Here is a 22,828-nt window from a genome sequence, read left to right on the forward strand (position 1 = left end):
GCCGCATGACCGATCTCAGCCTCCACGGCCTCGCCCATGCCCTGCGTGACGAACGCTGGAGCGCCATCACCCATGGCGCCGGCGCCGTGCTCGGCGCCATCGGCGGCGTCGTGCTGATCACGCTTGCCGCGCTGTGGGGCGACGGCTGGCAGCTCGCCAGCGCGATCGTCTTCAGCGTCACGCTGATCCTGCTCTACACAGCCTCGGCCTTCTACCACGCAGCCCCCTTCAAGACGGCGCTGAAGGCGCGGCTGAAGGTGCTCGACCACTGCGCCATCTACCTGCTGATCGCTGGCACGTACACGCCGATCTCGCTGGTCGGCTTGCGCGAGCACGGCGGCTGGTGGCTGTTCGGTGCGATCTGGACGCTCGCGGTCGGCGGCGTGGTGTTCAAGCTCCTCACCCGCGGCCGCTTCAAGCTGCTGTCGACCTTGATCTACATCGCGATGGGTTGGCTGGCCATCGTGGCGATCAAGCCGATGACCGAACAGCTGAGCACATGGGCCTTGGTCTGGATCTTCTCCGGCGGCGTCGCCTACACGCTGGGAACGCTGTTCTACATGAGCCGCCGCATCCGCTACACGCACACGATCTGGCACGGCTTCGTTCTCGCGGGCAGCGCACTCCACTTCGCCGCCGTCGCCACCCAGGTCTGGGCCTGAGCTCAGGCCGGCGGTGCCGAGCCCGGCGCCACCAGTTCCAAGGCCATGACGATCGCATCCTCGCGGCCGTCCTTCGCTGGGTAGTAGCGCGGCCGCTGCCCGATCTTCATGAAGCCCTCGCTCGCGTAAAGCGCGATCGCATTCGGGTTCGAAGGCCGCACCTCGAGGAACACGCGATCGGCCATGTGCCAGCGCGCGAGATCCACCATCCGTCGCAACAGGCGACGGCCGAGGCCATGCCCCTGCCAGGCGGGATCGACGCAGAGGTTCAGCAGATGCGCTTCATCGGCACCGACGCTGAGCACGCCGTAGCCCATCAAGCCATCCGGCGATTCCGCCACCCAGCAGGCGTAACCCGCGCCGAGGCAGTCACGGAAGATCCCGGCCGTCCAAGGGAAGGCATAGGCCCGCTCCTCCATGGCCGCCACCTGGGGCACGTCGACCTGCCGCATCGGCCGGAACTGCACCGCCTGCTGCAGCTGGGCCGCCAAGGCTCAGCCCCCGCGGCGCCAGTCGCGCACGCGCCGCCAGAGGGCACGCTTGAAGGCGGCATCGGCGGGGCGACCCGCCGGCGACGGCCATTCTGCCCACAAAGCGCCAACCCAACGCTCCAGCCCTCCGCGCAAGCGGGGTGGCAACGCCACGGCAGCCAAGGGTTCGGCCACCCCGGCGCCACCGGACCGACGTTGCACCGGCGCATGGCCCAAGGCCTCCAGCACACGGCGCTGCAACGGCGACCAGGTCACGCCGACGCCACTGCCGAGCGACGACGCTGCCACAGCCAGCCGATCGGGCCGCTGACGATGTAGACGATCGCCACGGCGAAGATGACCTTCGGTGCGTCGATGAGCAGCGCCACCAGCACGGCGACCACCAGCACCATGAACCAGAACGGCACACGGTCTCCGGGCCAGCCCTTGAAGCTGAAGAAGCGGATCCGGCTCACCATCAGCAGCGCGCAGGCGGTCGTGACGGCCAAGGCCGCCCAGCGCATCTCGTCGCCGCTCCAGCCCAGTTCCGTGAAGCACCAGACCACACTGATCATCGTGCCGGCCGACGCCGGGCTGGCGAGGCCGATGAACCAACGCTTGTCCGTGCTGCCCGCCGAAACGTTGAAGCGGGCCAGACGCAGGGCAGCACAAGCTACGTAGAGGAAGGCGGCTGCCCAGCCCACCTTGCCCCACACACCGCCATCGAGCGCGAGCTGGGCGAGGGCCCAGTGGTACATCACCAGAGCGGGCGCCATGCCGAAGCTGAGCAGATCGGACAGCGAGTCGTACTGCACGCCGAACTCGCTGGTGGTGCCGGTCATACGCGCCACGCGGCCGTCGAGGCCATCGAACACGCCCGCGACGATCACGGCGATGCACGCCGCCTCGAAGCGGCCATTCGCTGCGGCCAGGATCGCGTAGAAGCCCGCGAACATGTTCGCCGTGGTCAGCAGGTTGGGCAGCAGGTAGATGTGGCGGCTGCGCGGTCGCGGCGGCGCAGCGGGGGCGAGGTCGTCGGGCTTGGGGTCCATGGCGCGAGTGTAGCCGCTGGGCCGGCCGCCCTGCCCCATCCGGCCCGATGGCGCTACCATGGGCGGAGTCCTGTTGGAGCGGTCCCCATGCGTTTGCTTGCCGGCCTGATCACCCTCCTCGCCCTCGCGGCGGTGTCTTCCCCCCTGCAAGCGCAGGATCCGGTCTACACGTGGGTGGACCGTAACGGCGTGCGCCATTACGCCCAGACGCCCCCGGACGGGGTGCAATACGAAACCCGTGGCGTGCGAAACCAAACGGTGGGGACCGATGCGACGAAAGCCCCCGAATCTGCGGGCCCAGAGCGTCCCGAGGATCGCGTTTCGTGCGAGCGAGCGCGCCTTGCGCTGGACCAGCTGAAGTCGGACGCGCCGCTACAGATGGACCGCGACGGCGACGGGCGGCCTGAGCCTCTCGACGCCACCCAGCGCGCGGAACAGAAGCGTTTGGCGGAGCAGGCTGTTCGCGCCTACTGCAACCCCGGCGAGTAATCGGCCTGGGCCACCGGCGGGAACGAGGGCGCTCTTGCCCCTGTTCGGCGGCTAGAATGCGGGCTTTGCGTCTTTAGAACGAGCCCGCATGCGCCTTTCGCAGTTCCACCTCAGCACCACCAAGGAAACCCCCGCCGACGCCGAAGTGATCAGCCACCAGCTGATGCTGCGGGCAGGGATGATCAAGAAGCTCGGCGCCGGCCTCTACACCTGGACCCCACTCGGCTTGCGCGCGCTGCGCAAGGTCGAGGCCGTGGTGCGCGAGGAAATGGAGCGCGCCGGCGCTATCGAAGTGCTGATGCCGGCCGTCCAGCCGCGCGAGCTCTGGGAAGAGACCAACCGCTGGGCCAAGTTCGGCGGCCAGCTGCTGAAGATCACCGACCGCAAGCAGCAGGAATACTGCTTCGGCCCCACGCACGAGGAAGTCATCACCGACTTCGCGCGCCAAGAGCTCGCCAGCTACAAGCAGCTGCCGAAGAACTTCTTCCAGATCCAGACCAAGTTCCGCGACGAGATCCGCCCGCGCTTCGGCGTGATGCGCGCCCGCGAGTTCCTGATGAAGGACGCCTACTCGTTCCACGTCACGCCCGACTGCATGGCGCGCGAGTACCAGAACATGTACGACGCCTACACGCGCATCTTCACGCGCCTAGGCTTGATGTTCCGCGCCGTGAACGCCGACACCGGCGCTATCGGTGGTTCGGCCTCGCACGAATTCCACGTGCTGGCCGATTCGGGCGAAGACGCGATTGCGTTCTCCGACACGTCGCACTACGCGGCGAACGTGGAGCTGGCCGAGGCTGTGGCACCTGCCGCGCCGCGTGCTGCCGCTTCGGAAGCAATGACCAAGGTGGCCACCCCCACGCAGAAGACCTGCGAGGCCGTGGCGGAATTGCTGGGCCTGCCGCTGACGCGCACCGTGAAGTCCATCGCTGTCGTCGGTGACGCCAAGCTGCTGGGCGGCACGGGCTTCGTGCTGGCCCTCGTTCGCGGCGACCACGCCGTCAACGAGATCAAGCTGTCGAAGATCGCCGGTCTCGCCGAGCTCCGGCTTGCCACCGAAGAGGAAATCCGCGCCCACCTCGGCGCCTCGCCGGGCTTCCTGGGCCCGGTCGCGCCCAAGCAGCCGATCACCGTCGTCGCCGACCGCACCGTCGCCGCAATGGGCGACTTCGTCGTGGGCGCGAATGAGGACGGCTTCCACCTCGCCAGCGTGAACTTCGGCCGCGACCTGCCCGAGCCGACGCTCGTGGCCGACATCCGCAACGTCGTGGAGGGCGATCCCTCGCCGGACGGCCATGGCACGATCAAGCTGGCCCGCGGCATCGAAGTCGGCCACGTGTTCCAGCTTGGCCAGAAGTACGCCGAGGCGATGAAGGCCACGGTGTTGAACGCCGAAGGCAAGGCCCAGGTCATGTACATGGGCTGCTACGGCATCGGCGTCTCGCGCATCGTCGCGGCGGGCATCGAGCAGAACTTCGACGCCAGCGGCATCCGCTGGCCGGAGGCGATGGCGCCCTGGCGCGTCGCGGTCTGCATGATCAACCCGAAGGGCGACGCGACGGTCACCGCCGCCGCCGAGGCGCTGTACAACGACCTCGCCGCCCGCGGCGTCGAGGTGGTGCTCGACGACCGTGGCCTGCGTCCGGGCCAGATGTTCGCCGACATCGAACTGATCGGCCTGCCGCACCGCGTCGTCGTCTCCGAGCGCGGACTGGCGGCTGGCACCTTCGAGTACCGCGCCCGCTCCGCTGCGGAATCGGAGAACCTCAGCCGCGAGCAGGTGTTCGAGCGCCTCGGCCTGTAATCCCCCGGGAAAACCCAGCCACGAAAACGCCGCGGCCTTCGCGGCGTTTTCATTTCACTCGCGGCTGATTAGTATCGGGATTCCCCCGGATTATCCGTCTCGATAATCCGGATACCCCCTACCCACACCCCGCAAGGAGCCCTGCATGGCCGTTGATCTGGATGGACTGTCGCCCAAGGAACTCGACGCGCTGATTTCCAAAGCCAAGCAGCGCAAGCAGACGCTGGCCAAGCGCTCTTCGCATGCCGAGGTGAGCAAGGCGCTGGAGGCCACGGCCCGGAAGCACGGCTGGACGCTGGCCGAATTGCTCAGCGCCGGCCGCGGCACGGGTGCGCCCAAGGCGGCGAAGGCCGCCAAGCCGGCCGCCGCACCGAAATCGCGCAAGTCGGCGACGAAGGGCACCAAGGTCGCCGCGAAGTACCGCCATCCGGAAACCGGCCAGACCTGGTCGGGCCGGGGCATCCTGCCGAAATGGATGACCGAGGAAATCGCCAAGGGTCGCAAGCGCGAGGATTTCGCGATCTGAGCGCGGCGCCCTCCCTGTCCTTCCGCATGACGCCGGCCTCGCGCCGGCGTCGCCGTTTTCAGAGATAGCGGCGCGGCGGCACCAGCAGGTTGCCGAACAGCAAGCCCGCGACGAGGGCGATCAGGGCGCTCAACACCGCCACGGCGGTGTCGAGCCCCAGCACCACGTCACGCTCCATCACGAAGTTCAGGCTGCGGAAACCCACGCTGCCCGGCACCAGCAGGATGATGCCGGACACCCGCAGCAGCGCCCCCGGCCGGCGGAAGATCCGCCCGAAGGCGTTCGAGACCATGGCCACGCCGAGCCCCGCGAGGAACACGCCACCGGCGAACGCTTCCGACGACAGGCCCGGAATCTGGCCGCCGAGGCGCGTGAGCCCGTAGCCGATCCACGCCCCGGCCATCACCACGAGGAAATCCCGGCGCGCTGCGCCGAACAGCACGGCGAAGGCCGCCGAACCGACGAGCAGGCCCACCCATTCGGCCCAGGCCGGGAGCTGGGGCGCGCTGATCAACTGCGGTTGCCATCCGAGGGCATGCGCCGCCTGCGTGGCGACGATGGTGCCGAAGGTCAGTTTCAGCAGGGCCACTGTGGCCCCGGCGAAACGCGCGGTGCCCGAGGCCCAGTTCTGGCTGCTGAGCTCGGCCACCGCGGTGGTGAGCATGAGGCCGGGCATCAGCACGATCAGCGAGGCGATGACGACCGTCTGCAACGACAGCGGGGTGAGGAAGGCGGCGATCGCCGAGGCCGTCAGGGTGGCGAGCAGTGCGGCGATGGCATCAGAGGCCTCGTGCAGTCGCGGGCGGCTCGACGAGGCCACGCAAAGCAGGCCGATCATCAGCCCGATCACCGCGGACGCCGCGACATCCGCCCAACTGGTGCGCAGCAGGGCCGCGACCGAGCCCGAGGCCAAACCGAACGCCAGCACGGTGATCGCCAACTTCTCCCGCCCCATCGGCCGGTCGAGCGCCGTGAGCGCCTGCAGGCCTTCGTCCACCTCCATGCGGCCGTCGGTCACGCGTTCGGCGATGTCGTCCACCATCGCCAGCGCCTTGAGGTTGATGTCGCCCGGGGCCAAGCGCAGCACGCGGGTGATCTCGGCGCCATCGTTCTTCTGCGGGCTCGAGAAGGACAGGATGATGCCGGTCGGGTTGCACCAGATCTCGGTGCGCACACCGAGGCGCTTCGACACCGTCAGCACCGCGCCTTCAAGGCGGTCGGTCGACATGCCGCAGGCGTGCAGGCGGCGCGCCAGGTCGATGATGAAGTTGCAGCGCTGGCGGAACGGGCTGGTGGCGGCACTCATGGCGCGAAAGCATGGCAGAAAGCCGTGCCCATCAACGACAATGTCGCGCATGGGCCTCGGTGAACTGCTTTCCTTGCTGTCCGCGGCCGTCTGGGCCGTGGGCGTGATCCTGTACCGCCAGCTCGGCGCGACGCTGCCGCCGCTGCAGTTGAACCTGCTGAAGAACAGCCTGGTCCTCGGCATGGTGCTGGTGAGCCTGCCGCTGCTGCACGGCTTCGCCTTGCCCGATTTCAGCGCAACCCAGCTGGGGCTGGCCCTGCTGAGCGGCTTCATCGGCATCGCCATTGCCGACACCCTCTACTTCCGCGCCCTCAACCAGCTCGGCGCCGGACGCATGGGCGTGCTGGGCAACTTCTACAGCCCGGCGGTGATCCTGCTCAGCGTGGTCTTCCTCGACGAGCGCCTGAGCCTCGTGCAGATGGTCGGCTTCGGCCTCGTCAGCCTCGGTGTGTATCTGGTCGCCGAGCGACGCCCCGACGATGCGGGCGGCGGCCGGGCCCTGCTCAAGGGATTGGCGATCGGCTTCTGCGCCATCCTGCTGATGGCCGTGGCCATCGTCCTCGTGAAGCGCACGCTCGAAGCCCAGCCGCTGATGTGGGTGACCGCGGTGCGCATGACCGGCGCCGTGGTCGGCCTCTGGGTGCTGGCTCTCGTGTTCCGCCGTCGGCTCGGGCCGGCGTTGCCGCCGCTCGCTGGCGTGCCGTGGCGGAAACTGCTGGTCGCGGCCTTCGTCGGGCAGTTCCTTTCGATGGTCTTCTGGCTCGGCGGCTACAAGTTCACCTCGGCCTCGGTGGCGGCTATCCTCAACGAGAGCGCGTCGGTCTTCATCCTGCTGCTGGCTTGGGCCTGGCTGAAGGAACCTCTGAGCCGTCGCGCGCTCGCCGGCGTGGCGCTCACGGTCGCCGGCGTGAGTTGCATGCTGCTGCCCGCCTGAAGGAGCCGAATGGCCGAGACGCCGCACCTGCGCGAAGACCCCGATCAGCCCGGGTGCTGGCGTGCCGGCGGCGATTGGACGCTGGCGCATGCGGCCCGTCTGGAGGCCCTGCCTGCACCTCGCGGCGGCCCCGAAACCGCGCTGATCGACGCCCGCGGCATCGGCCAGATGGATGCCAGCGGCGCGATGCTGCTTTGGCGGCTCTCGCGCGACGCGGGGCTTGACGGCGGGGACGCGCTGCGACTCCGCGAAGAGCACGCCCCGCTGTTCTCCGCGGTGCAAGGCATCTGCCTGAACCCACCACGCGCCGTGGTCAAGGACTACGGCGTTCGCGCCATGCTCTCGCGCATCGGCGCGACGGTGGAGGACTACACCCGTGAGGTGATCGCGCTGGTCGCCTTTGGCGGCGAAGCGCTGTTGACGGCGCTGCGCATCGGCTGGAACCCGCGGCGATGGCGCATCACCTCGACGATCGCCCACATGGAGTCGGTCGGGCTGGATGCCGTGCCACTGGTGCTGCTGCTCAGCTTCATGGTCGGCGCCGTCGTGGCCTTCCTCGGCGCCGAGGTGCTGGCGGAGTTCGGTGCCGAGATCTACGTCGTCGAACTGATCGGCATCAGCTTCCTCCGCGAGTTCGGCGTGCTGCTTACCGCCGTGCTGCTCGCCGGCCGGACGGCCAGCGCCTTCACTGCCCAGATCGGCGCGATGCAATCGGGCGAGGAAATCGACGCCATCCGCACCCTCGGTCTCGACCCGATGGAACTGCTGGTCTTGCCGCGCGTCGTCGCGCTTGTGCTGATGCTGCCGCTGCTCACCTTCCTCGCCATGATGGCGGGCATCGCCGGCGGCGTGACCATCGGAACGACGATGCTCGGCATCTCGCCGGAGATGTTCATCGCCCGGCTGCACGAAACCATCGAAGTCCGGCATTTCTTCACCGGCATGGCGAAGGCCCCGGTGTTCGCCCTAGTCATCGGCCTGATCGGCTGCCTCGAAGGCATGCAGGTGCAGGGCACCGCGCAGTCGGTGGGCGAACGCACGACCTCCAGCGTCGTGCAGACGATCTCGCTGGTCATCGTCATCGATGCCTTCGCCGCGCTGTGGTTCATGGAGATGGGCTGGTGAGCGCCGCCAAGGTCCCTGTGAAGCCCCGCCCCTGCGATTTCTCCACGCCGGCGATCGAAGTGCGCGGCCTCGTGAACGCCTTCGGCTCGCAGGTCGTGCACGACGGCGTCGACCTGACGGTGAACCGTGGCGAGATCGTCGGGGTGGTCGGCGGTTCGGGTTCGGGCAAGTCGGTACTGATGCGCGCCATCCTCGGTCTGCGGCGCCCACAAGCCGGCTCGGTGCGGGTGTTCGGCATCGACGCGCTGGCCGACGACGAGGCCAGCCGACTGGCCATCGAGACGCAGACCGGCGTGCTGTTCCAGGGCGGCGCGCTGTTCTCCTCGCTGAGCGTGCTCGAGAACATCATGGTGCCGCTCAAGGAGCACCACGAACTCTCCGACGACCTGATGCACGCGCTGTGCTGGATGAAGATGCGCCTCGCCGGCCTACCCTCCTCGGCGGCCGAGAAGCTCCCCGCCCAGCTCTCCGGCGGCATGAAGAAGCGCGCGGGCTTGGCACGAGCGCTCGCCCTCGACCCGCCCCTGCTCTTCCTCGACGAACCCACCGCCGGCCTCGATCCCATCGGCGCCGCCGCCTTCGACGACCTCATCCTCAACCTCAAGCGCTCGCTGGGCTTGACGGTGTTCCTCATCACCCACGATCTCGACACGCTGTACGCCATCTGCGACCGCGTGGCCGTGCTGGCCGACCGCAAGGTCGTCGCCTGTGCGCCGATCGCCGAGATCGAACGCTTCGAGCACCCTTGGGTGCAGGAGTACTTCCACGGACCGCGCGGCCGCGCCGCGCGACGCGAGGCCTGAACCATGGAAACCAAAGCCCACCACGTGTTGATCGGCGCCTTCACCCTCGCGGTGGCGGTGCTGGCGATGCTGTTCGCCCTCTGGGCGGCGAAAACCGTCTCCGACCGCCAATGGGACGAGTACGAAGTCGTCTTCACCGAAGCCGTCACTGGCCTCACGCGCGGCGGCGTGGTGCAGTACAACGGCATCGCCGTGGGTGACGTCACCGAACTGAAACTCGACGCCGCCGACCCGAGCAAGGTGGTCGCCCGCATCCGCGTCGGCGCCGGCACGCCGGTAAAGACCGACACGACGGCGAAGCTCGCCTTCGTCGGCCTGACGGGCCTGGTGCAGATCCAGCTCAGCGGCGGCAGCCCGCAGAGCCCGATGCTCAAGGACGCTCGCGAGGGCGAGGACGGCCTGCCGCGGATCGCCGCTCAGGAGTCGGCCTTCGCGAAGCTGCTGAACTCTTCCGAAGACATCACCACGACCGCCAGCGACGTGCTGATCCGCATCAACCGCATGCTCAACGACGAAACCGTCGAGAACGTCTCGAAGACGATGGCCAACCTCGAGCAGGTGACCGGCACGCTCGCAGCCGAGCGTGGCGAGATCGCCCAGCTTCTGCGCGATGCGCGCTCATCGGCGGAGCGCCTCGACCGCGTGCTGGCCACTGCGGAATCCACGATGGGTGGGCTCGACCGCAGCGTGGCCGCGCTGGACAAGGACCTGCCGCAGATCCTCGCCAAGCTCGACCGCACGCTGACCGAGTTCGAGGCGCTGTCGGGCAATGCGAATGCCTTGGTCGCCGAGAACCGCGGGGCCGTGCAGCAGTTCAGCCGGGACGGCCTCACCCAGGTCGGCCCCACGCTCGCGGAACTGCGCAGCGTGCTGCGCCAGTTGAACCGCGCCGCCGCCAAGATCGAAGAACGCCCGTCCAGCCTCGTGCTGGGCAGCTCCACGCCTGAGGAGTTCACGCCGTGAGCCTGCGCCGAACCGCCCTGCCCCTCGTCCTCGCCGCCTCGCTCTCGGGCTGCCTCTCGCTCGGCGACAAGGCCGAGCTCGTCGTTTACGCACCGCAGGTGTCGGTGACCGCGGACGAGGCCTGGCCGAAGGTCGACCGCACGCTGGCCATCAGCGAACCGAATGCCAGCGCCCTGCTCGACAGCAACCGCATCGCCGTGCGGCCAAAGCCGGCGACGCTGCAGGTCTACAGCGGCGCGATCTGGGCCGACAGCGCACCGGATCTCGTGCAATCGGCGCTGGTGGGAGCCTTCGCCGAGCACGGCCGCTTCCAGGCCGTCGTGCGCCCAACGGACGGCCTGGGCGCCGACCTGCTGCTGCGCCTCGACCTTCGCCACTTCGAAGCGGTGTATGCCGAGGACGCGAAAACGCCCACCGTTGTCGTCGAACTGCAGGCGACGCTGGTGGACCAACGCACGCATCGCGTGATCGGCAGCCGCCGTTTCCGCGGGGAGCAGTCCACCGAGCGCGAGAAGCTGCCGTCGGTGGTGCCTGCGTTCGAAGCCGCCCTGGGTGAGGTGGCCACGGCGATGATGCCGTGGGTCCTCGAGACCGCGAAGGACGACTGAGCCCGCGTACCGCGGGCTGGCGCCTTCAGTTCCCCGCGCAGCCTTGCAGGGTGCCGAGCGGCGTCACCGCGTCGTTCGCCGCCCACGTGCCCGCCACGCCGGCCGTGTAGGTGCCGGTGAGCTGGATGCGCTGCAGCGTGCCGCTGCCCACCGTTCGCGTCAGCGTCCCCACCGAGTTGCGCACCGGGTTGCCCGTGCGCGTGCACAGCGGGCAGGCACCGGTGTTCTGGTCGAGGCTCATCGACTGCGTCGCCGTGCCAATGCCACTCCGCTCCGCGATGAGGTACCGCGGCACGCCCTGCGCGTCGTAACCGAACACCGTGTAGAACTCGTAGTTCGGGAACAGCTGCACGCTGTAGCCCGAACCTGCCCGTGCCGGATCGAACCAGTGGCCGCTGGCGTTCAAGGGCGCACCCGCGAACGTCGGACAACCGCCGCCGAAGTTCTCGTAGGCCTCGCTGCCGGTCTCGCCGTCCAGCGTGTAGCTGAAGGTGAAGGCACTCGTCGAACGCGGCGTCACCGTCGCCTCGCCCACGGGGGTGAGGAAGTTGCTGCTGCCGTTCCACGCACTTCGGTAGATCGTGCCGCGCCAGATGCCGGTAGCACCCGGTGCTGGAGCCTGCAGGTAGTACCAGGTCGGCGTGCCGTCCTGCAGGTAGGTGTACCAGAGCCCGGCCCACTCGCTGCCCGCGGGGTAGAGGAACAAGCCGTTGCCCGAGCGCTGCGGGTTGTAGAACCCGCCGGGGCGCAGTTGAAGGCCGGTGCCGGTCAGCGTGGCGCGCACCGTCAGGTCGGCCGTGGTGCCGGCGGCGTTCACCGGCGTCACGTACCAGCGCCCCGCGGCGGGGTTGTTGACCGTGAGCGATTCATTACCCGAGGGCGTCACGGAACTCGCGCTCGCGAGATTGCGCGCCGGCGCGCTCGGCACGCTCGGCGTGGCGCTGCTTGCCGCGGGCGTGTCGATGCGCGCGAGATACAGGTCAACGTTCGTCGCGCTGGTCGTGGTTGCATCGAGTCGCGTCGTGCCCGGCGGCACGTCGATATAGAGGCCCTCGTTCGCCGCCGAGTCGGCCAAGGCCATCGCGTGGTCGATGCCGCTCTGCAGGGCAAAGGGCACCGCCGCACCGGCGCCACGCTCGATCCGTACCGGCACCCAGCCCAGCGACGTGTTCGCGTCCGACTTCACTTCCAGCCAGCCGCCGCGCACCTGCCCGGGCGCCATCGTGGCGTCGTTCCAAATCAGACGCATCGCGAACTCCGCATTGGCCGCCACAGCACCGGGGCCCGTGGCAACGAGCTGACGCTGGGCTAGCGGACGGTCCACCGGCACCTCGAACAGCTCGGCACGCGCATTCTGCGCGCCGCTCCGCGAATGCAGTAGCACCCAATAGCGTGACGGCGTGTTCGCCGCCTGCGACACAGCAAGCTCGCAGCGCTCCGACACAGCAGACATCGCCGAAGAGCAAGCAACTTCATTGCTGTCAGCCTGGCCGTTGTTGTTCGCATCGAGTCCGAGGTACACGTCCACGTCCCCGCCCGAGAGCGAGATGGCATCGACGAACACCCGCCACGTGCGGGCGGAGGGTCCCGCGGCGAAGGTGCGCAGGGTCGTCGACGTGCCACCGGCGTCAAACGGAGTTTCCGGCGTCGTGTCGGCCGTCAGCGATGGCGACACCAGCGCTGGCGCCACCAGACCGTGGGCGTCGAACCGCGCGCTTGGGAGCGCAGAAATCCCCGAAAGCTCGATGTCATGCAGACCACGATCGCGCGCCGCTATTGGGGCGACCATCGACTCCGCAACCGGGCGTCGCAGGATCTGGACTTCGGCCTCGCTGCAGCGACCACCGAAGTCGCAAAGGCGGTAACGAAGGCTGTCTTCACGCACGGGCGACGTCGGCGAATAGCTGATGCGATCGTCTGATGCGTCACCGGACAACTCGCCAGCAGAAATGCTTGCCGAACCATTTACTGGAGCGCGGACAATGGAGAGAGCGCCTCCGAGGAGACTCCCGGGGTTGAATTCGTCATTGTCGAGTGACGGGAGTATCGCCTGTGTCGTGCCAACCATCAGGACAAAGCGATCGTTGCGAGCGGCCAACGACGGAACACCATTTCCGTCGTCGTTGAGGATACGAATCAGCCCCTCCGCATCCGCGAGTCGCGCATTTGTCGGGGCCGATGCGATCACGTGGAACTGCTCGTCGATCTCTTCCAGCGTGTCGCCATAAACGACAAAGTCGAAGGACCCACGCGACTCTCCCTGAGGGATGACGACGGTCACCGAAGAAGCGTCGTAGTCTTCGCCAGCCGTTGCCGAGCCATTGATGGCCCGCATCGATACGGATACTCCACCCGGTGGTGCGGGTTGGGAGAGATCGACAGCAACGCCCATGCGGGATAGCGTCACGTCGCCCTCGCGCACGCTGGCATTTCCAACGCTAAGCCATACAACTCCTGGCGGCCCTACTTGCACGTTCCACGTCCGCCGATGCACGAGGTCCGTTCCCGCCATCGCTGCTCGCACCAGCGCCGTCGTGTCGGTGGCGCGCAATTCCACCTGCCGCGTCGCCGGGCCACCCGTGCCGGGCTGGAAGGTGAACGTGGTGCCATTCGCGCCGCTGACGGCCACGCCGTCGACGTACCACTGCAGGCTCACCGAATCCGGCTGCGGGCGCAGCACGCTCGCGGAGAACACCTGCGATCCGCCGGCCGCCACGTTGACGGTCGTTGCACTGGAGGGGCTCTCGCTGCCCGGCTCGATCAGGTCGATACCGGCCGATGGCGTCCCCCAACCTCCGCGATACAGCCGCAGCACGTACTCCTGCGAGCACACGGAACAGAACTGCCCGCCGAGGCTGCGCATGGCGCAGTTGTTCGCGGGGCGGTGCATGCCGGTGGTCTGGTAACGCGCGCCGACGAACAGGCCGACGCCCGCCGTGCCGGCTGGCGTGGGAATCGCGTTGCCCGGCGTGATCCACGACGCCCACTTGATGCTTCCAGCGACGGTCTGGTCGGTGACGTTCGCTTCGCAGGCGCGCGTGCCGCTGATATCGCTGCAGGCCGGAAAGCCGGGATAAGCGGTGGTGTACTCATCGGCCAGGCGATGGAAGGTGTGGCCGTACTCGTGCACGACGATCAGCCGCGCACTGGTGTTGGTGGTGGTGACGGAGATGCTGCCGCCGGCGCCGCCGTACACCGGGTCGTTCACCAGCACGATGATCTCATCCCAGTTCGGGCTGGCACTCGCCGCCGCCAGCACCTTGCTGTTGTTGACCGTGACCAAGCGGTGGATCTGGCTGGTGCAGAAGCGGCCGTCGAACGCGGTGTTGACGAAGGTGTTGGCACGCGGGTCGGTCTGCGCGGCCGTTTCGGCGCAGCAGCTCGTCGTGGTGCAGCCCGCTTGGTAAGGCGGGTGGTCGGCGCCGCTCTGCGCCGATGCGGTGAACAGCGAAGTCCAGTTCACGAAGCTGGCGTACTCGCGGTAGGGCGAGAAGCCGAACATCGCCACGCGCATGTTCTCGACGTCGGTGGCGAAAGTCGCCGCTTCGGCGGCGGTGTAGCCGTCGCCCATCACCAGCACGTCCACGCGATTCGATGACGGACCACTGGCGGTACCGCGCCCGTCACCCGACGCGCTCTGGGCGTCGGCCTCGGGAATTGCGGGAATCGGCAACAAGGCCGCTTCGCGCTCCACGACGGCGAGATCCAGCGTCGTTTCGCGGCCGAGGTTGGACAACGTGAGTTCGCCATCGACACCGGCCGGAACGCGGACCACGAACGCGCGCTCCACATCGGGGGCGACACGGCTTTCGATGGCGCCATCGACGCCGTTGGCGGCGAACTCCCCTCGGACGAAGCGGGGCACGTCGACGACCGTGCGCCAGCCCTCGGCCTCAACGACGAGTTGATCGGGGTTGGCGCGAGCCAGGGCCAACGCACCGGCACTTGCCACGGCGCGATCGCCGTCGAGGGCCACGCGACGGTGGAAGACCGGCTCGGGCCGGCCGTCGGCATCGAGCCGCACGACGAGGTAGTGCCCCGCGAGGTCCTCCCGGACCGGCAGCGCCGCGGTCGGCGCCGCCACGAGCGCCGCGGCGATCGCCGGGGCGCTCCACCGCATCCAGCGCGTCCATGCGCCGCCGCCGATCACGGCGTGCAGCCCTGCCGCTCGCCGAGCCCGGTGACGGCGTCGTTCGCCGCCCACGTGCCGGGCACGCTACCCACGTAGCTCGCGTTCAACGTGAAGCCGCTGAGCGTGCCGTTGGCGAAGCGCCGCTCGATCGTGCCGACCTGGGTCCGGGTGGGGTTGCCACTGCGGGCGCAGAGCGGGCAGAAGCCGGCGTTCTGACCCAACGGCAGAGTCTCCGTCGCCGGACCAGCACCGTTGCGCTCGGCCAGCAGATAGCGCGCCACGCCGCGCGCGTCGTAGCCGAACACCGTGTAGAACTCGTAGTTCGGGAACAACTGCACGCTGTAGCCGCTGCCCGCACTGGCCGGGTCGAACCAATGGCCACTGGCGTCCACTTGCTGGCCGCCGATGGTCGGGCAGCCGCGGCCGAACGCGCTCAGGGGCTCGGAGCCGGTCTGTCCGTCCAACGTCCAGGTCCAGGTGAAGGCGTCCGGCCCGGTCGGTGTCGCCGTGGCCTCGCCAACCGCGGTCAGGCTGTTCGAACTGCCGTTCCACGCGCTGCGGAACATCGTGCCGCGCCAGACGCCGTTGGCACCGGGGCGCGGGCCCTGGAGGTAGTACCAGGTGCTGCTGCCGTCATCGAGGTAGGTGTACCAGAGCGCCGCCCAATCGGGCCCGGCCGGGTACACGAAGACGCCGTGGCCGGAACGGTCGGCGTTGAAGTAGCCGCCCGGGCGGACCGTCGGCGCCGCGGCGGAGACCGAGGCCGTGACGGTGGCGGTGGCCGCCGCACCGGAGGCATTCACCGGCGTGATGTACCAGCGGCCGGCAGCCGGGAAGGACACCGTGACCGACTCGTTGCCGGTCGCGCCATTGCCCACGTGTGAGGCCTCACCACGCGCCGGAGCGACGGGAATGGACGGCACGCCCGGGCCGCTGTTCGGCGCACGCCGTGCGAGGTAGACATCGACGTTCGCGCTGCTCGCCGTGGTGACGGTGAGCTGGGTCGCGCCGGTGGGCACGTCGATGAACATCGCGTCATGCGCCTCCCCGGCGGCGAGGCCGACGGTTTCCGCACGGGCGTGCGCCATGGAGAGCGCGGCACGCGGGCCGGCGACACGCGTCAGGCTGTAGGGGATCACGCCCATCGGCTGCTGGCCCGGCGCGGCGGACACGAGGACGGCACCGCGGCGCACTTCGCCCACGGCCCAGTTCGAATCGTTCCAGCCGACGCGCACCGTCGAGCCCTGCCCGACCGAGGCATTGCCGGGCCCGGTCGCGGTGAGGCGGGCGTTCTCGCTGGTCGCCGCAGCGGTGAGCGGCAGCACGCTGTGGCGCACCACGAAGTCGCCCGTGCCCGATCGGTTCCACACCATCGCCCAGTAGGCCTGCGCGCCCGGATCGCCGTAGTGCTCGACGTCGAGCACGCAGCGGGTGGCCGATTCGCAGATCTGGTTGCGCGAGCCGGGACCACCGCCGTTGCCGACGATCAGCGAGGTCTGCGTGCCTTCCGGCACCTGCAGTTCGACCTCGATGCGAACACGGGTGCGCTCGCTGCCGGCCGGTGCCGGCACGCTGATCGCATGCCAGCCGACGCCGCCGTTGGTGAGGCTGTCGTAGCGGTCCGAGGGCGTGGGGTCGGCGGTGAGGGTGTGGCGCGTCGTGGTGAGGCCGACGAGGCGCGTGCCGGCGAAACGGGCATTGGGCGAGGCCAGGTTGAGGCCCGGAACGGAAAGTTCAAAGAAGCCGCGATCCGAGTCGACGTTGCGCGTCTGCGCCCCCGGCAGGCCGGTCACTGGCGCGCGCAGCGCCACCGGCAGGGTGAGCGCCTCGTCGGCGCTGCCGCCCAAGCGGGCCAGACGGACGCTGCCATAGAGCCAGCGGCCGTAGAGGCCGGGATCATCGATGCGGGCACTGAACTGCAGCGCCCTGCTGGCGCCCGAGCCGACGGTGAACTCCGTCTCTGGCGTCGTCAGCGTGACGCCCGCCGGCACGGTGATGGTCGCGCGGTAGCTGGCGCCGCCGATGAGGTCGGTCACCGTGCGCGTGAGCGGCGAACACACGGGATTGCAGGCACCGAACACCATCGACGGCAGGTTGAGGCTGGCCTGCGCGCTGCTGCCTGCCCCGAACTGGCCGGCGGGGACGACGAGAGCCAGCGGCGCACGCAGCGCGCGCGCCACGTCGATGCGGCCGGCGCCCTGCTCGTTGGCCGGCACCGCCGCGCTGCCGGCGCGGCGCGTCACCGTGGTCCGGGCCGTGCCCATCAGCGCGGAGATGATCTGGTCGGCGCGCCACGAGGGCTTCGCGCCGCGCAGCAGCGCGGCCGCACCGGCGACGTGCGGCGAGGCCATCGAGGTGCCGGAGAGCGTCGCGTCGCCATTGCCCTGGTGCGAGGCCGACAGGATGCTCGAGCCCGGAGCGGCGAGGTCCGGCTTGATCACGCCGGGCAGCACGGACGAGGGGCCGCGGCCGCTGCTCGAGGCCAGCACGTCGGCATTGGCGGCCAGCGTTTCCACTTCGACACCGTCGATGCGCGCGGTGTGACCGCTGCCATTGCCCAGCCACTGCAGCAGAGCCTGCGCGTCCGTCCAGCCGAGATGCGTCGTCGGGATGCTGTGCTCGTCGGCAATGGTGGAATCCCCCTCGGCCGCCGTGTTCAACAGGACGGTGCCCGCGCCACCGGACAGGCGGACGTTGTTGCTCTTCGCCACGCGCGCCGTGCCGCCGCGGTCGCAGACCACCACCTGCCCGCTCCAGCGGTTGGTCGGCCACGGGTTGCTGACACCAGTGACGGGCAGGGTCTGGTCGCCCGTGCCTTGGGTGCACAGCGGGTGCTGCGGGTCGCGCACCAGCGGCGCCGGTCCCACCCCGAGCGTCAGGCCCTGCCCGGTCATTACGCCGCCGTTCGGCGCGGCCGTGGCGCCGCCGCTGAGGCGCACGCGATTGACGTAGCGACGGCCGTGCGTGGTGTTGGCCACCGAAAGCACCCAGGGCGCATCGCTGGGGCTGCGGACGGTGCCGACGTCCGGGCCGCTGTTGCCAGCGGAGACGGCGATGACGATGCCGGCGTTCCGGGCGTCGAGCATGGCGATCGACCCCGCGCTCGTCCAAGGATTCACGTTGGTGCCGCCGATCGAGTAGTTGATGACGTCGACGCCGTCGAGCACGGCCTGGTTGATCGCGGCCGTGGTCCAACTGCCGGCGCAACCGTTCTCGCAAGCCTTGTAGGTGATCAGGTTGGCCCGCGGGGCGACGCCGCGGATCTGGTAGTTCAGCTGCGCGCCGTTGGTGTAGCTCTTGACGATGTTGACGGCGTTGCCGACGGCGGTGCCGGCCACGTGCGTGCCGTGGCCATCGAGGTCGATGCCCGTGTCAGCCTGCGTACCACCGTCCGTGGTCATGTCGTAGATGCCGATCAGCTTGTTGTTGCAAGTCGCAGCCGCGGTGGCGCACAGGCCGAGGAAGCTGCCCTTCGGGTTCGTGTGCGTGTAGCCATCAACCGGCGAGACCGCCGCGAACTGCGGATGCGTCGGGTTGATGCCGGAATCGATGATGCCGACGATGACGCCCTCGCCGCGCGAGGCCACGCCCGCCGCGCCAGTCCAGACATCCGGCGCATTGACCAGCGCCGTCGAGACGTCGTCCTGCAACTGCTCGATGCGCTCGCGCTCCACCGCTGCGATGCCGGGCATGGTGGCGAGGATGGCGGCTTCCTCGGCGCTCAACCGGAGGGCCACGCCATTCAACACCGCGTCGTAGACGAAGGCGGGCTCGAGCGGGCGGCCGAATTCGGCGGCGGCGGCCTCGAGGCGCGCTTCGCGGCGATCCGCGAGCTCCTGGCGATAGGCCTGCACCGCGCTCGACGCCAAGTCGAGGCGCGGCGCGCCGGTGACGAGGGGCGAGGTGGCCGCGAGGGTCTTGCCCCCGCGTTTCACCTGCACGCCCGTGTAGGACGCCAGAGCGGGCTCAGCGAAACGCACGATCCACATCGAGCGTTGCGCCGCATCATCGGCGGCGGCGGCGGCCGGGGCTTCGGAGGCGGAGGCGACCGCCAGGGACAGGGAGAGCGCGAGCAGGGAACGACGAACGGGCATCACGGGGGCGGCATCCTTCGGAGTCCCCCCGATGGTAGCGAAGCCCGCTCTCCGTCTTGTCAACGAATCACAGCGTCCGTCACAAAACGACACCCCGGCGTGGGCCGGGGTGTCGGGTCAAGCGCGAGGCACGAGGAGCGCGGTCAGGGCGTGCAGCCCTGCAGGCTGCCGAGGGCGCCGACCGATTCGTTGGCCGTCCAGGTGCCCTGCACGCCATTCACGAACGTTCCGCTCAGGGTGATGTTCGAGAACGTGCCACCGGAGAAACCGCGCGAGAACGTACCGATGGTGTTGCGGGTCGGCGTGCCGGTGCGGTTGCAGAGCGGGCAAAAGCCGTTGATCTGCTCGAGGTCGGCGGTCGCCGTCGCGCCGCCGAAGCTCGTGCGCTCGGCGATCAGGTAGCGCGGGATGCCCAGGCCGTCGTAGGCGAACACCGTGTAGAACTCGTAGTTCGGGAACATCTGCACGCTGTAGCCCGAGCCGGCGGTGGCCGGGTTGAACCAGTGCGAGCTCACGTTGAGCGGGCTACCCGACAGCGTCGGGCAGCCGCCACCGAAGTTGCGGAAGGCCTCCGAGCCGGTCTCGCCGTCGAGGTTGTACGAGAACGTGAACTCATTGGTGGCCGTCGGGCTGACGGTGGCGCTGCCCACTTCCACCAAGGTGTTCGCGCTGCCGTTCCAGGCACTGCGGAACAGCTGCCCCGACCAGAAGCCGTTCGCTCCCGGCGCGGCGCCCTGCAGGTAGTACCAGGTCGGCGTGCCATCGGCGAGGAACGTGTACCAGAGGCCCGCGAGCTGGCTGCCCGCCGGATACAGGAAGAACCCGTGGCCGCTGCGTTCCGGGTTGAAGTAGCCGCCCGGACGGATGCTCGGCGCGGTGCCGGCGATCGTGGCGCGGAGCGTGAGGCTGGCCGTGGTGCCCGAGGCGTTCACCGGGGTCAGGTACCAGCGGCCCGCGGCCGGGTTCGCCACGGTCACCGTTTCATTACCGCTGGTCGTCGTGGCGCTCGCGGTGGCGGTGTTGCGTGCCGGCGCCGCAGCGATCGTCGGGATCGCCGCGGCCGGCACGATCGGTGCGACGCGTGCGAGGTAGAGATCGACGTTCGCGCTGCTCGTCGTGGTGACCGTGAGCTGGGTCGCTCCCGCCGGCACGTCGATGTAGGCGAATTCCTGCGAGGCCCCGGCGGCCAGCAGGATCTGGCGGTCCACGCCCGCCGACATCGCGAACGGCGACGGCGTGGCCGAGTTGCGCGTCAGCTTGAACGGCACGCGGATCGCGTTCACGCCCGGGCCGCGATCAACGATGAGGAAGCCGAAGCGCGACTGCCCGTTGAGGAAGGTCGGATCGTCATACACGAGGCGCGCGGTGAACGCCGCGTTGGCCGGCACATTGCCCGGGCCGGTGGCCTTCTGGCGCGCCGATGGCAGGTTGTCGATGGCGGCCATCTCGAGCCGTGCGTCGTTGCGCGCGCCGGTGCTGCTTGCGGTCCAGTTCTGCACCAGACCCCAAACCGTGATCGGCACGTTGTTGCCGGGGTGGGTGACGGTGATCGAGCAGGCTTCGGTCGCGCCCGACGAGGTGCTGGTGCAGCGCTCCTCGGCCTCTTCCGGCTGGCCGTCGCCGTCGCTGTCGACGCCGACAAACAGATCGAAGTCCTGCGCGGCGGGCGACGAGGCCGGGGCCAGCGTCACGTTGACCTGGACCGTGTGGGTCTGCCCGTCATTGAAGTTGATCGGCACGTTCTGGAAGAACACGCCATCGGTGAGGCTGTCGTAGGGGTCGCCGTTGGTGCTGTCCTGCAGCAGCCCTTCCTGCTTCGCCACCGGCACCGCGAGATCGGTGGCGGCGAAGCGGGCGTTGTTGAGGCTGATGATGTTGCTGAGGTCGAAATCGACATAGCCGCGATCGCCGCTGACGTTGCGGACCTGAAGCGGCGGCACTGCGCCCGACGATAGGTATACGGCCACCGGCAGCGTGAGGTCCGGCGTACCGCCGCCCACGCGACGCAGCGTGACCGAACCGTAGGCCCAGGTGTTCAGCGCGCTCTGCGCGTTCGTGCTGAAGCGGAACGACAGCGCCTGCGAACCACTGCCGCTGAGCGTAAAGGTGCTCGGCGTGGTCGTCAGCGACAGGCCCGCCGGCAGGCTCGCGATGACCTGGTACTGCCCACCGGCGGCCCCCGGCATCACCGAAACGGTGCGATCGAGCGTGCAGGTCTCGACGCAGTTGGCGGCGGCGAGCGACGGCAGGTTCAGCGTGGAAGCCGTGCCCTCGCTGGCATTGCGGAAGGCGCCGACGGGGACGTTGAAGGCCAGCGAGGCGTTGGCGGCCTTCTCGAGGTCGACCGTGCCCGCGCCGCGGCCGTGCGGCGTGGTGGCAAGGCCATCAGCGAATTCGACGATGGTGGACGCGCGTGCAGTAAGCGCCAGCGCCGAGGCGATCTGGTCGGCGTTCCAGCTGGGGCGTGCGGCACTGAGCAGGGCCGCGGCACCTGCCACGTGCGGCGAGGCCATCGATGTGCCGCTGAGCTGGATGATGTCGTTGCCGGTACGACCGGCGGCGCGGATTGAAACGCCCGGCGCCGCGACGTCGGGCTTGAGCGCGCCGAGCGGCGAGACCGGGCCACGGCCGCTGAAGGTGGCGAGGCGATCGCCGGGACCGGTGCGGTCGTGCGTGACGGCGGCGACGCTGATCACCCAAGGGGCGTTCGACGGCGAACCGAGCGAACCCGGATCGGGGCCGTCGTTGCCGGCCGCGACGGCGACCACGATGCCGGCCTCGCGGGCGGCGAGGAAGGCTTCCTCGTCCGAGTTCACCGCGCCGCCGACAGTCAGCCAGGGGTCTGACGATCCGCCCCCGATCGAGTAATTGATGACGTCGACCTGGTCGGCGACAGCGCGGTTGATCGCGGCCAGCAGCTGGCTGCCCGAGTTCGGGCCGCAGGAGCGGCTGTCCGGCGTGGAGCCGCAGCCGCGGTAGGCAATCAGGTTGGCGCGCGGCGCGACGCCGCTGAGGTCGACCACTTGGCCGCTGATCGTGCTGGTGATCGGGTTGCCCACGGCCGTGGCGGCGACGTGCGTGCCGTGGCCGTCCGGGTCCGCGGTGAATGCCGAGGTGCCGTTCGTGCCGCCGGTGACGAAGTCGTAGACGCCGATCAACTTGTTGTTGCAGACGCCGGCGTTGGCCGGGGTGGCGCACCAACCCAGCAGCGCGCCCTTGGGGTTGGTGTGTGTGTAGCCGGCGGCCGTCGCCGCGAAGGACACGTGGGTCGGGTTCACGCCGGAGTCGATGACACCGACGACGACGCCTTCGCCGCGGCTGGTGACGCCGGCGCTGCCGGTCCAGATCGACGGTGCCTTGATCCAGCTCGGACCGCGTTCCGTCATCGCGCGACGCTCGAAATCGGGCGTCACGGCGCGAATGCCGGGCATGTCGGCCAGGGCCTCGGCCTCGGCGGGCGTCAGGTCGAGTGCGACGCCGTTGAGGGCGTGCTCATAGATGAACTTCGGCACGAGGTCGCGGCCCACGGCAGCGGAGGCCGCGTCGAGGCGCTGCTCGCGCAAGGTACCGATGTAGGCCAGGTAGGCCTCGGCTTCGGGACGCTCCGGGTCGTACTTGGCCTGGCCGGTCAGCGAAATGGCGACCGGTGCCAGCGCCGGGCGACGCCCGTCCTTGGCTTGGAAACCACGGAACAGCGGAGCGGCAGGTTCGTCGAAGCTGACGATGTACGAGCCACGCACGTGGGCCGACGCGGCGGAGGCGGCAGCCAGCGGGCGGTCGCTGCGCGCATCGACAGGCGCGGCAAGGGGAAGCGCCAGCGTGATCGCGGCGGCGAGGGTAAGCAATCGCATTGGGGG

The 22,828-nt window shown here is 69.3% G+C and carries 15 protein-coding genes; 9 read left to right on the top strand and 6 right to left on the bottom strand.

Annotated features, from left to right (window positions below):
• Nucleotides 1-5 precede the first annotated feature (5 nt).
• Nucleotides 6-662: a hemolysin III family protein gene (locus ACIQ6S_RS01510; protein ID WP_397573177.1), complete on the top strand. Its 657-nt coding sequence runs from the start codon at nt 6-8 to the stop codon at nt 660-662.
• Nucleotides 663-664: 2 nt separating this feature from the next.
• Here ACIQ6S_RS01510 and rimI read toward each other — a convergent pair whose 3' ends face one another.
• A complete protein-coding gene (gene rimI, locus ACIQ6S_RS01515; RefSeq protein ID WP_397606891.1) occupies nt 665-1,114 on the bottom strand; it encodes a ribosomal protein S18-alanine N-acetyltransferase in 450 nt (149 codons plus the stop codon).
• A gap of 290 nt (nt 1,115-1,404) precedes the next feature.
• Nucleotides 1,405-2,184: a CDP-diacylglycerol--serine O-phosphatidyltransferase gene (pssA, locus tag ACIQ6S_RS01520; RefSeq protein ID WP_397606801.1), complete on the bottom strand. Its 780-nt coding sequence runs from the start codon at nt 2,182-2,184 to the stop codon at nt 1,405-1,407.
• Between the two features lie 87 nt (nt 2,185-2,271).
• Here pssA and ACIQ6S_RS01525 point away from each other — a divergent pair, with 87 nt between their 5' ends.
• The 3 genes from ACIQ6S_RS01525 to ACIQ6S_RS01535 all read left to right on the top strand — a co-directional run bounded on the left by ACIQ6S_RS01525 (nt 2,272) and on the right by ACIQ6S_RS01535 (nt 5,006).
• Nucleotides 2,272-2,673 carry a DUF4124 domain-containing protein gene (locus tag ACIQ6S_RS01525; protein WP_397606802.1) on the top strand — a complete coding sequence of 134 codons (402 nt, stop codon included), beginning with the start codon at nt 2,272-2,274 and terminating at the stop codon, nt 2,671-2,673.
• Nucleotides 2,674-2,761: 88 nt separating this feature from the next.
• Nucleotides 2,762-4,480: a proline--tRNA ligase gene (locus ACIQ6S_RS01530; RefSeq protein WP_397606803.1), complete on the top strand. Its 1,719-nt coding sequence runs from the start codon at nt 2,762-2,764 to the stop codon at nt 4,478-4,480.
• Between the two features lie 145 nt (nt 4,481-4,625).
• Nucleotides 4,626-5,006 carry an H-NS family nucleoid-associated regulatory protein gene (locus ACIQ6S_RS01535; RefSeq protein ID WP_397606804.1) on the top strand — a complete coding sequence of 127 codons (381 nt, stop codon included), beginning with the start codon at nt 4,626-4,628 and terminating at the stop codon, nt 5,004-5,006.
• A gap of 58 nt (nt 5,007-5,064) precedes the next feature.
• Here ACIQ6S_RS01535 and ACIQ6S_RS01540 read toward each other — a convergent pair whose 3' ends face one another.
• Complete coding sequence (locus ACIQ6S_RS01540) at nt 5,065-6,312, bottom strand: threonine/serine exporter ThrE family protein (RefSeq protein WP_397606805.1); 1,248 nt, start codon at nt 6,310-6,312, stop codon at nt 5,065-5,067.
• A gap of 49 nt (nt 6,313-6,361) precedes the next feature.
• Here ACIQ6S_RS01540 and ACIQ6S_RS01545 point away from each other — a divergent pair, with 49 nt between their 5' ends.
• From ACIQ6S_RS01545 to ACIQ6S_RS01565, 5 genes are read left to right on the top strand one after another with little or no spacing between them, the layout of a single operon-like run.
• Nucleotides 6,362-7,246, top strand: coding sequence for a DMT family transporter (locus tag ACIQ6S_RS01545; RefSeq protein ID WP_397606806.1), 885 nt, complete (start codon nt 6,362-6,364; stop codon nt 7,244-7,246).
• Between the two features lie 9 nt (nt 7,247-7,255).
• A complete protein-coding gene (locus ACIQ6S_RS01550; RefSeq protein ID WP_297875159.1) occupies nt 7,256-8,371 on the top strand; it encodes an ABC transporter permease in 1,116 nt (371 codons plus the stop codon).
• Entirely contained in the window at nt 8,368-9,174 is an 807-nt protein-coding gene (locus tag ACIQ6S_RS01555) for an ABC transporter ATP-binding protein (protein WP_297866626.1), read from the top strand. Before ACIQ6S_RS01550 ends, ACIQ6S_RS01555 begins: the two co-directional genes overlap by 4 nt.
• 3 nt (nt 9,175-9,177) lie before the next feature.
• Nucleotides 9,178-10,137: an MlaD family protein gene (locus ACIQ6S_RS01560; protein ID WP_397606807.1), complete on the top strand. Its 960-nt coding sequence runs from the start codon at nt 9,178-9,180 to the stop codon at nt 10,135-10,137.
• A complete protein-coding gene (locus ACIQ6S_RS01565; RefSeq protein ID WP_397606808.1) occupies nt 10,134-10,745 on the top strand; it encodes an ABC-type transport auxiliary lipoprotein family protein in 612 nt (203 codons plus the stop codon). The genes ACIQ6S_RS01560 and ACIQ6S_RS01565 overlap by 4 nt, the downstream gene beginning before the upstream one ends.
• A 25-nt stretch (nt 10,746-10,770) precedes the next feature.
• Here the strand turns inward: ACIQ6S_RS01565 and ACIQ6S_RS01570 are convergent, their stop codons facing one another.
• The 3 genes from ACIQ6S_RS01570 to ACIQ6S_RS01580 all read right to left on the bottom strand — a co-directional run bounded on the left by ACIQ6S_RS01570 (nt 10,771) and on the right by ACIQ6S_RS01580 (nt 22,822).
• Complete coding sequence (locus ACIQ6S_RS01570) at nt 10,771-14,865, bottom strand: M64 family metallopeptidase (protein WP_397606809.1); 4,095 nt, start codon at nt 14,863-14,865, stop codon at nt 10,771-10,773.
• A gap of 26 nt (nt 14,866-14,891) precedes the next feature.
• A complete protein-coding gene (locus ACIQ6S_RS01575; RefSeq protein WP_397606810.1) occupies nt 14,892-18,971 on the bottom strand; it encodes a S8 family serine peptidase in 4,080 nt (1,359 codons plus the stop codon).
• A 143-nt stretch (nt 18,972-19,114) separates the two neighbouring features.
• Nucleotides 19,115-22,822 carry a S8 family serine peptidase gene (locus tag ACIQ6S_RS01580; protein WP_397606811.1) on the bottom strand — a complete coding sequence of 1,236 codons (3,708 nt, stop codon included), beginning with the start codon at nt 22,820-22,822 and terminating at the stop codon, nt 19,115-19,117.
• Between the last annotated feature and the right edge of the window lie 6 nt (nt 22,823-22,828).

Source organism: Silanimonas sp., from assembly GCF_044377035.1.
Lineage (GTDB): Bacteria > Pseudomonadota > Gammaproteobacteria > Xanthomonadales > Xanthomonadaceae > Silanimonas.

Bases quoted from the DNA above. Each gene is read 5' to 3' on its own strand.
- ACIQ6S_RS01510 (WP_397573177.1), top strand. From the start codon at position 6: ATGACCGATCTCAGCCTCCACGGCCTCGCCCATGCCCTGCGTGACGAA.
- rimI (WP_397606891.1), bottom strand. From the start codon at position 1,114: ATGCGGCAGGTCGACGTGCCCCAGGTGGCGGCCATGGAGGAGCGGGCC.
- pssA (WP_397606801.1), bottom strand. From the start codon at position 2,184: ATGGACCCCAAGCCCGACGACCTCGCCCCCGCTGCGCCGCCGCGACCG.
- ACIQ6S_RS01525 (WP_397606802.1), top strand. From the start codon at position 2,272: ATGCGTTTGCTTGCCGGCCTGATCACCCTCCTCGCCCTCGCGGCGGTG.
- ACIQ6S_RS01530 (WP_397606803.1), top strand. From the start codon at position 2,762: ATGCGCCTTTCGCAGTTCCACCTCAGCACCACCAAGGAAACCCCCGCC.
- ACIQ6S_RS01535 (WP_397606804.1), top strand. From the start codon at position 4,626: ATGGCCGTTGATCTGGATGGACTGTCGCCCAAGGAACTCGACGCGCTG.
- ACIQ6S_RS01540 (WP_397606805.1), bottom strand. From the start codon at position 6,312: ATGAGTGCCGCCACCAGCCCGTTCCGCCAGCGCTGCAACTTCATCATC.
- ACIQ6S_RS01545 (WP_397606806.1), top strand. From the start codon at position 6,362: ATGGGCCTCGGTGAACTGCTTTCCTTGCTGTCCGCGGCCGTCTGGGCC.
- ACIQ6S_RS01550 (WP_297875159.1), top strand. From the start codon at position 7,256: ATGGCCGAGACGCCGCACCTGCGCGAAGACCCCGATCAGCCCGGGTGC.
- ACIQ6S_RS01560 (WP_397606807.1), top strand. From the start codon at position 9,178: ATGGAAACCAAAGCCCACCACGTGTTGATCGGCGCCTTCACCCTCGCG.
- ACIQ6S_RS01570 (WP_397606809.1), bottom strand. From the start codon at position 14,865: ATGCGGTGGAGCGCCCCGGCGATCGCCGCGGCGCTCGTGGCGGCGCCG.
- ACIQ6S_RS01575 (WP_397606810.1), bottom strand. From the start codon at position 18,971: ATGCCCGTTCGTCGTTCCCTGCTCGCGCTCTCCCTGTCCCTGGCGGTC.
- ACIQ6S_RS01580 (WP_397606811.1), bottom strand. From the start codon at position 22,822: ATGCGATTGCTTACCCTCGCCGCCGCGATCACGCTGGCGCTTCCCCTT.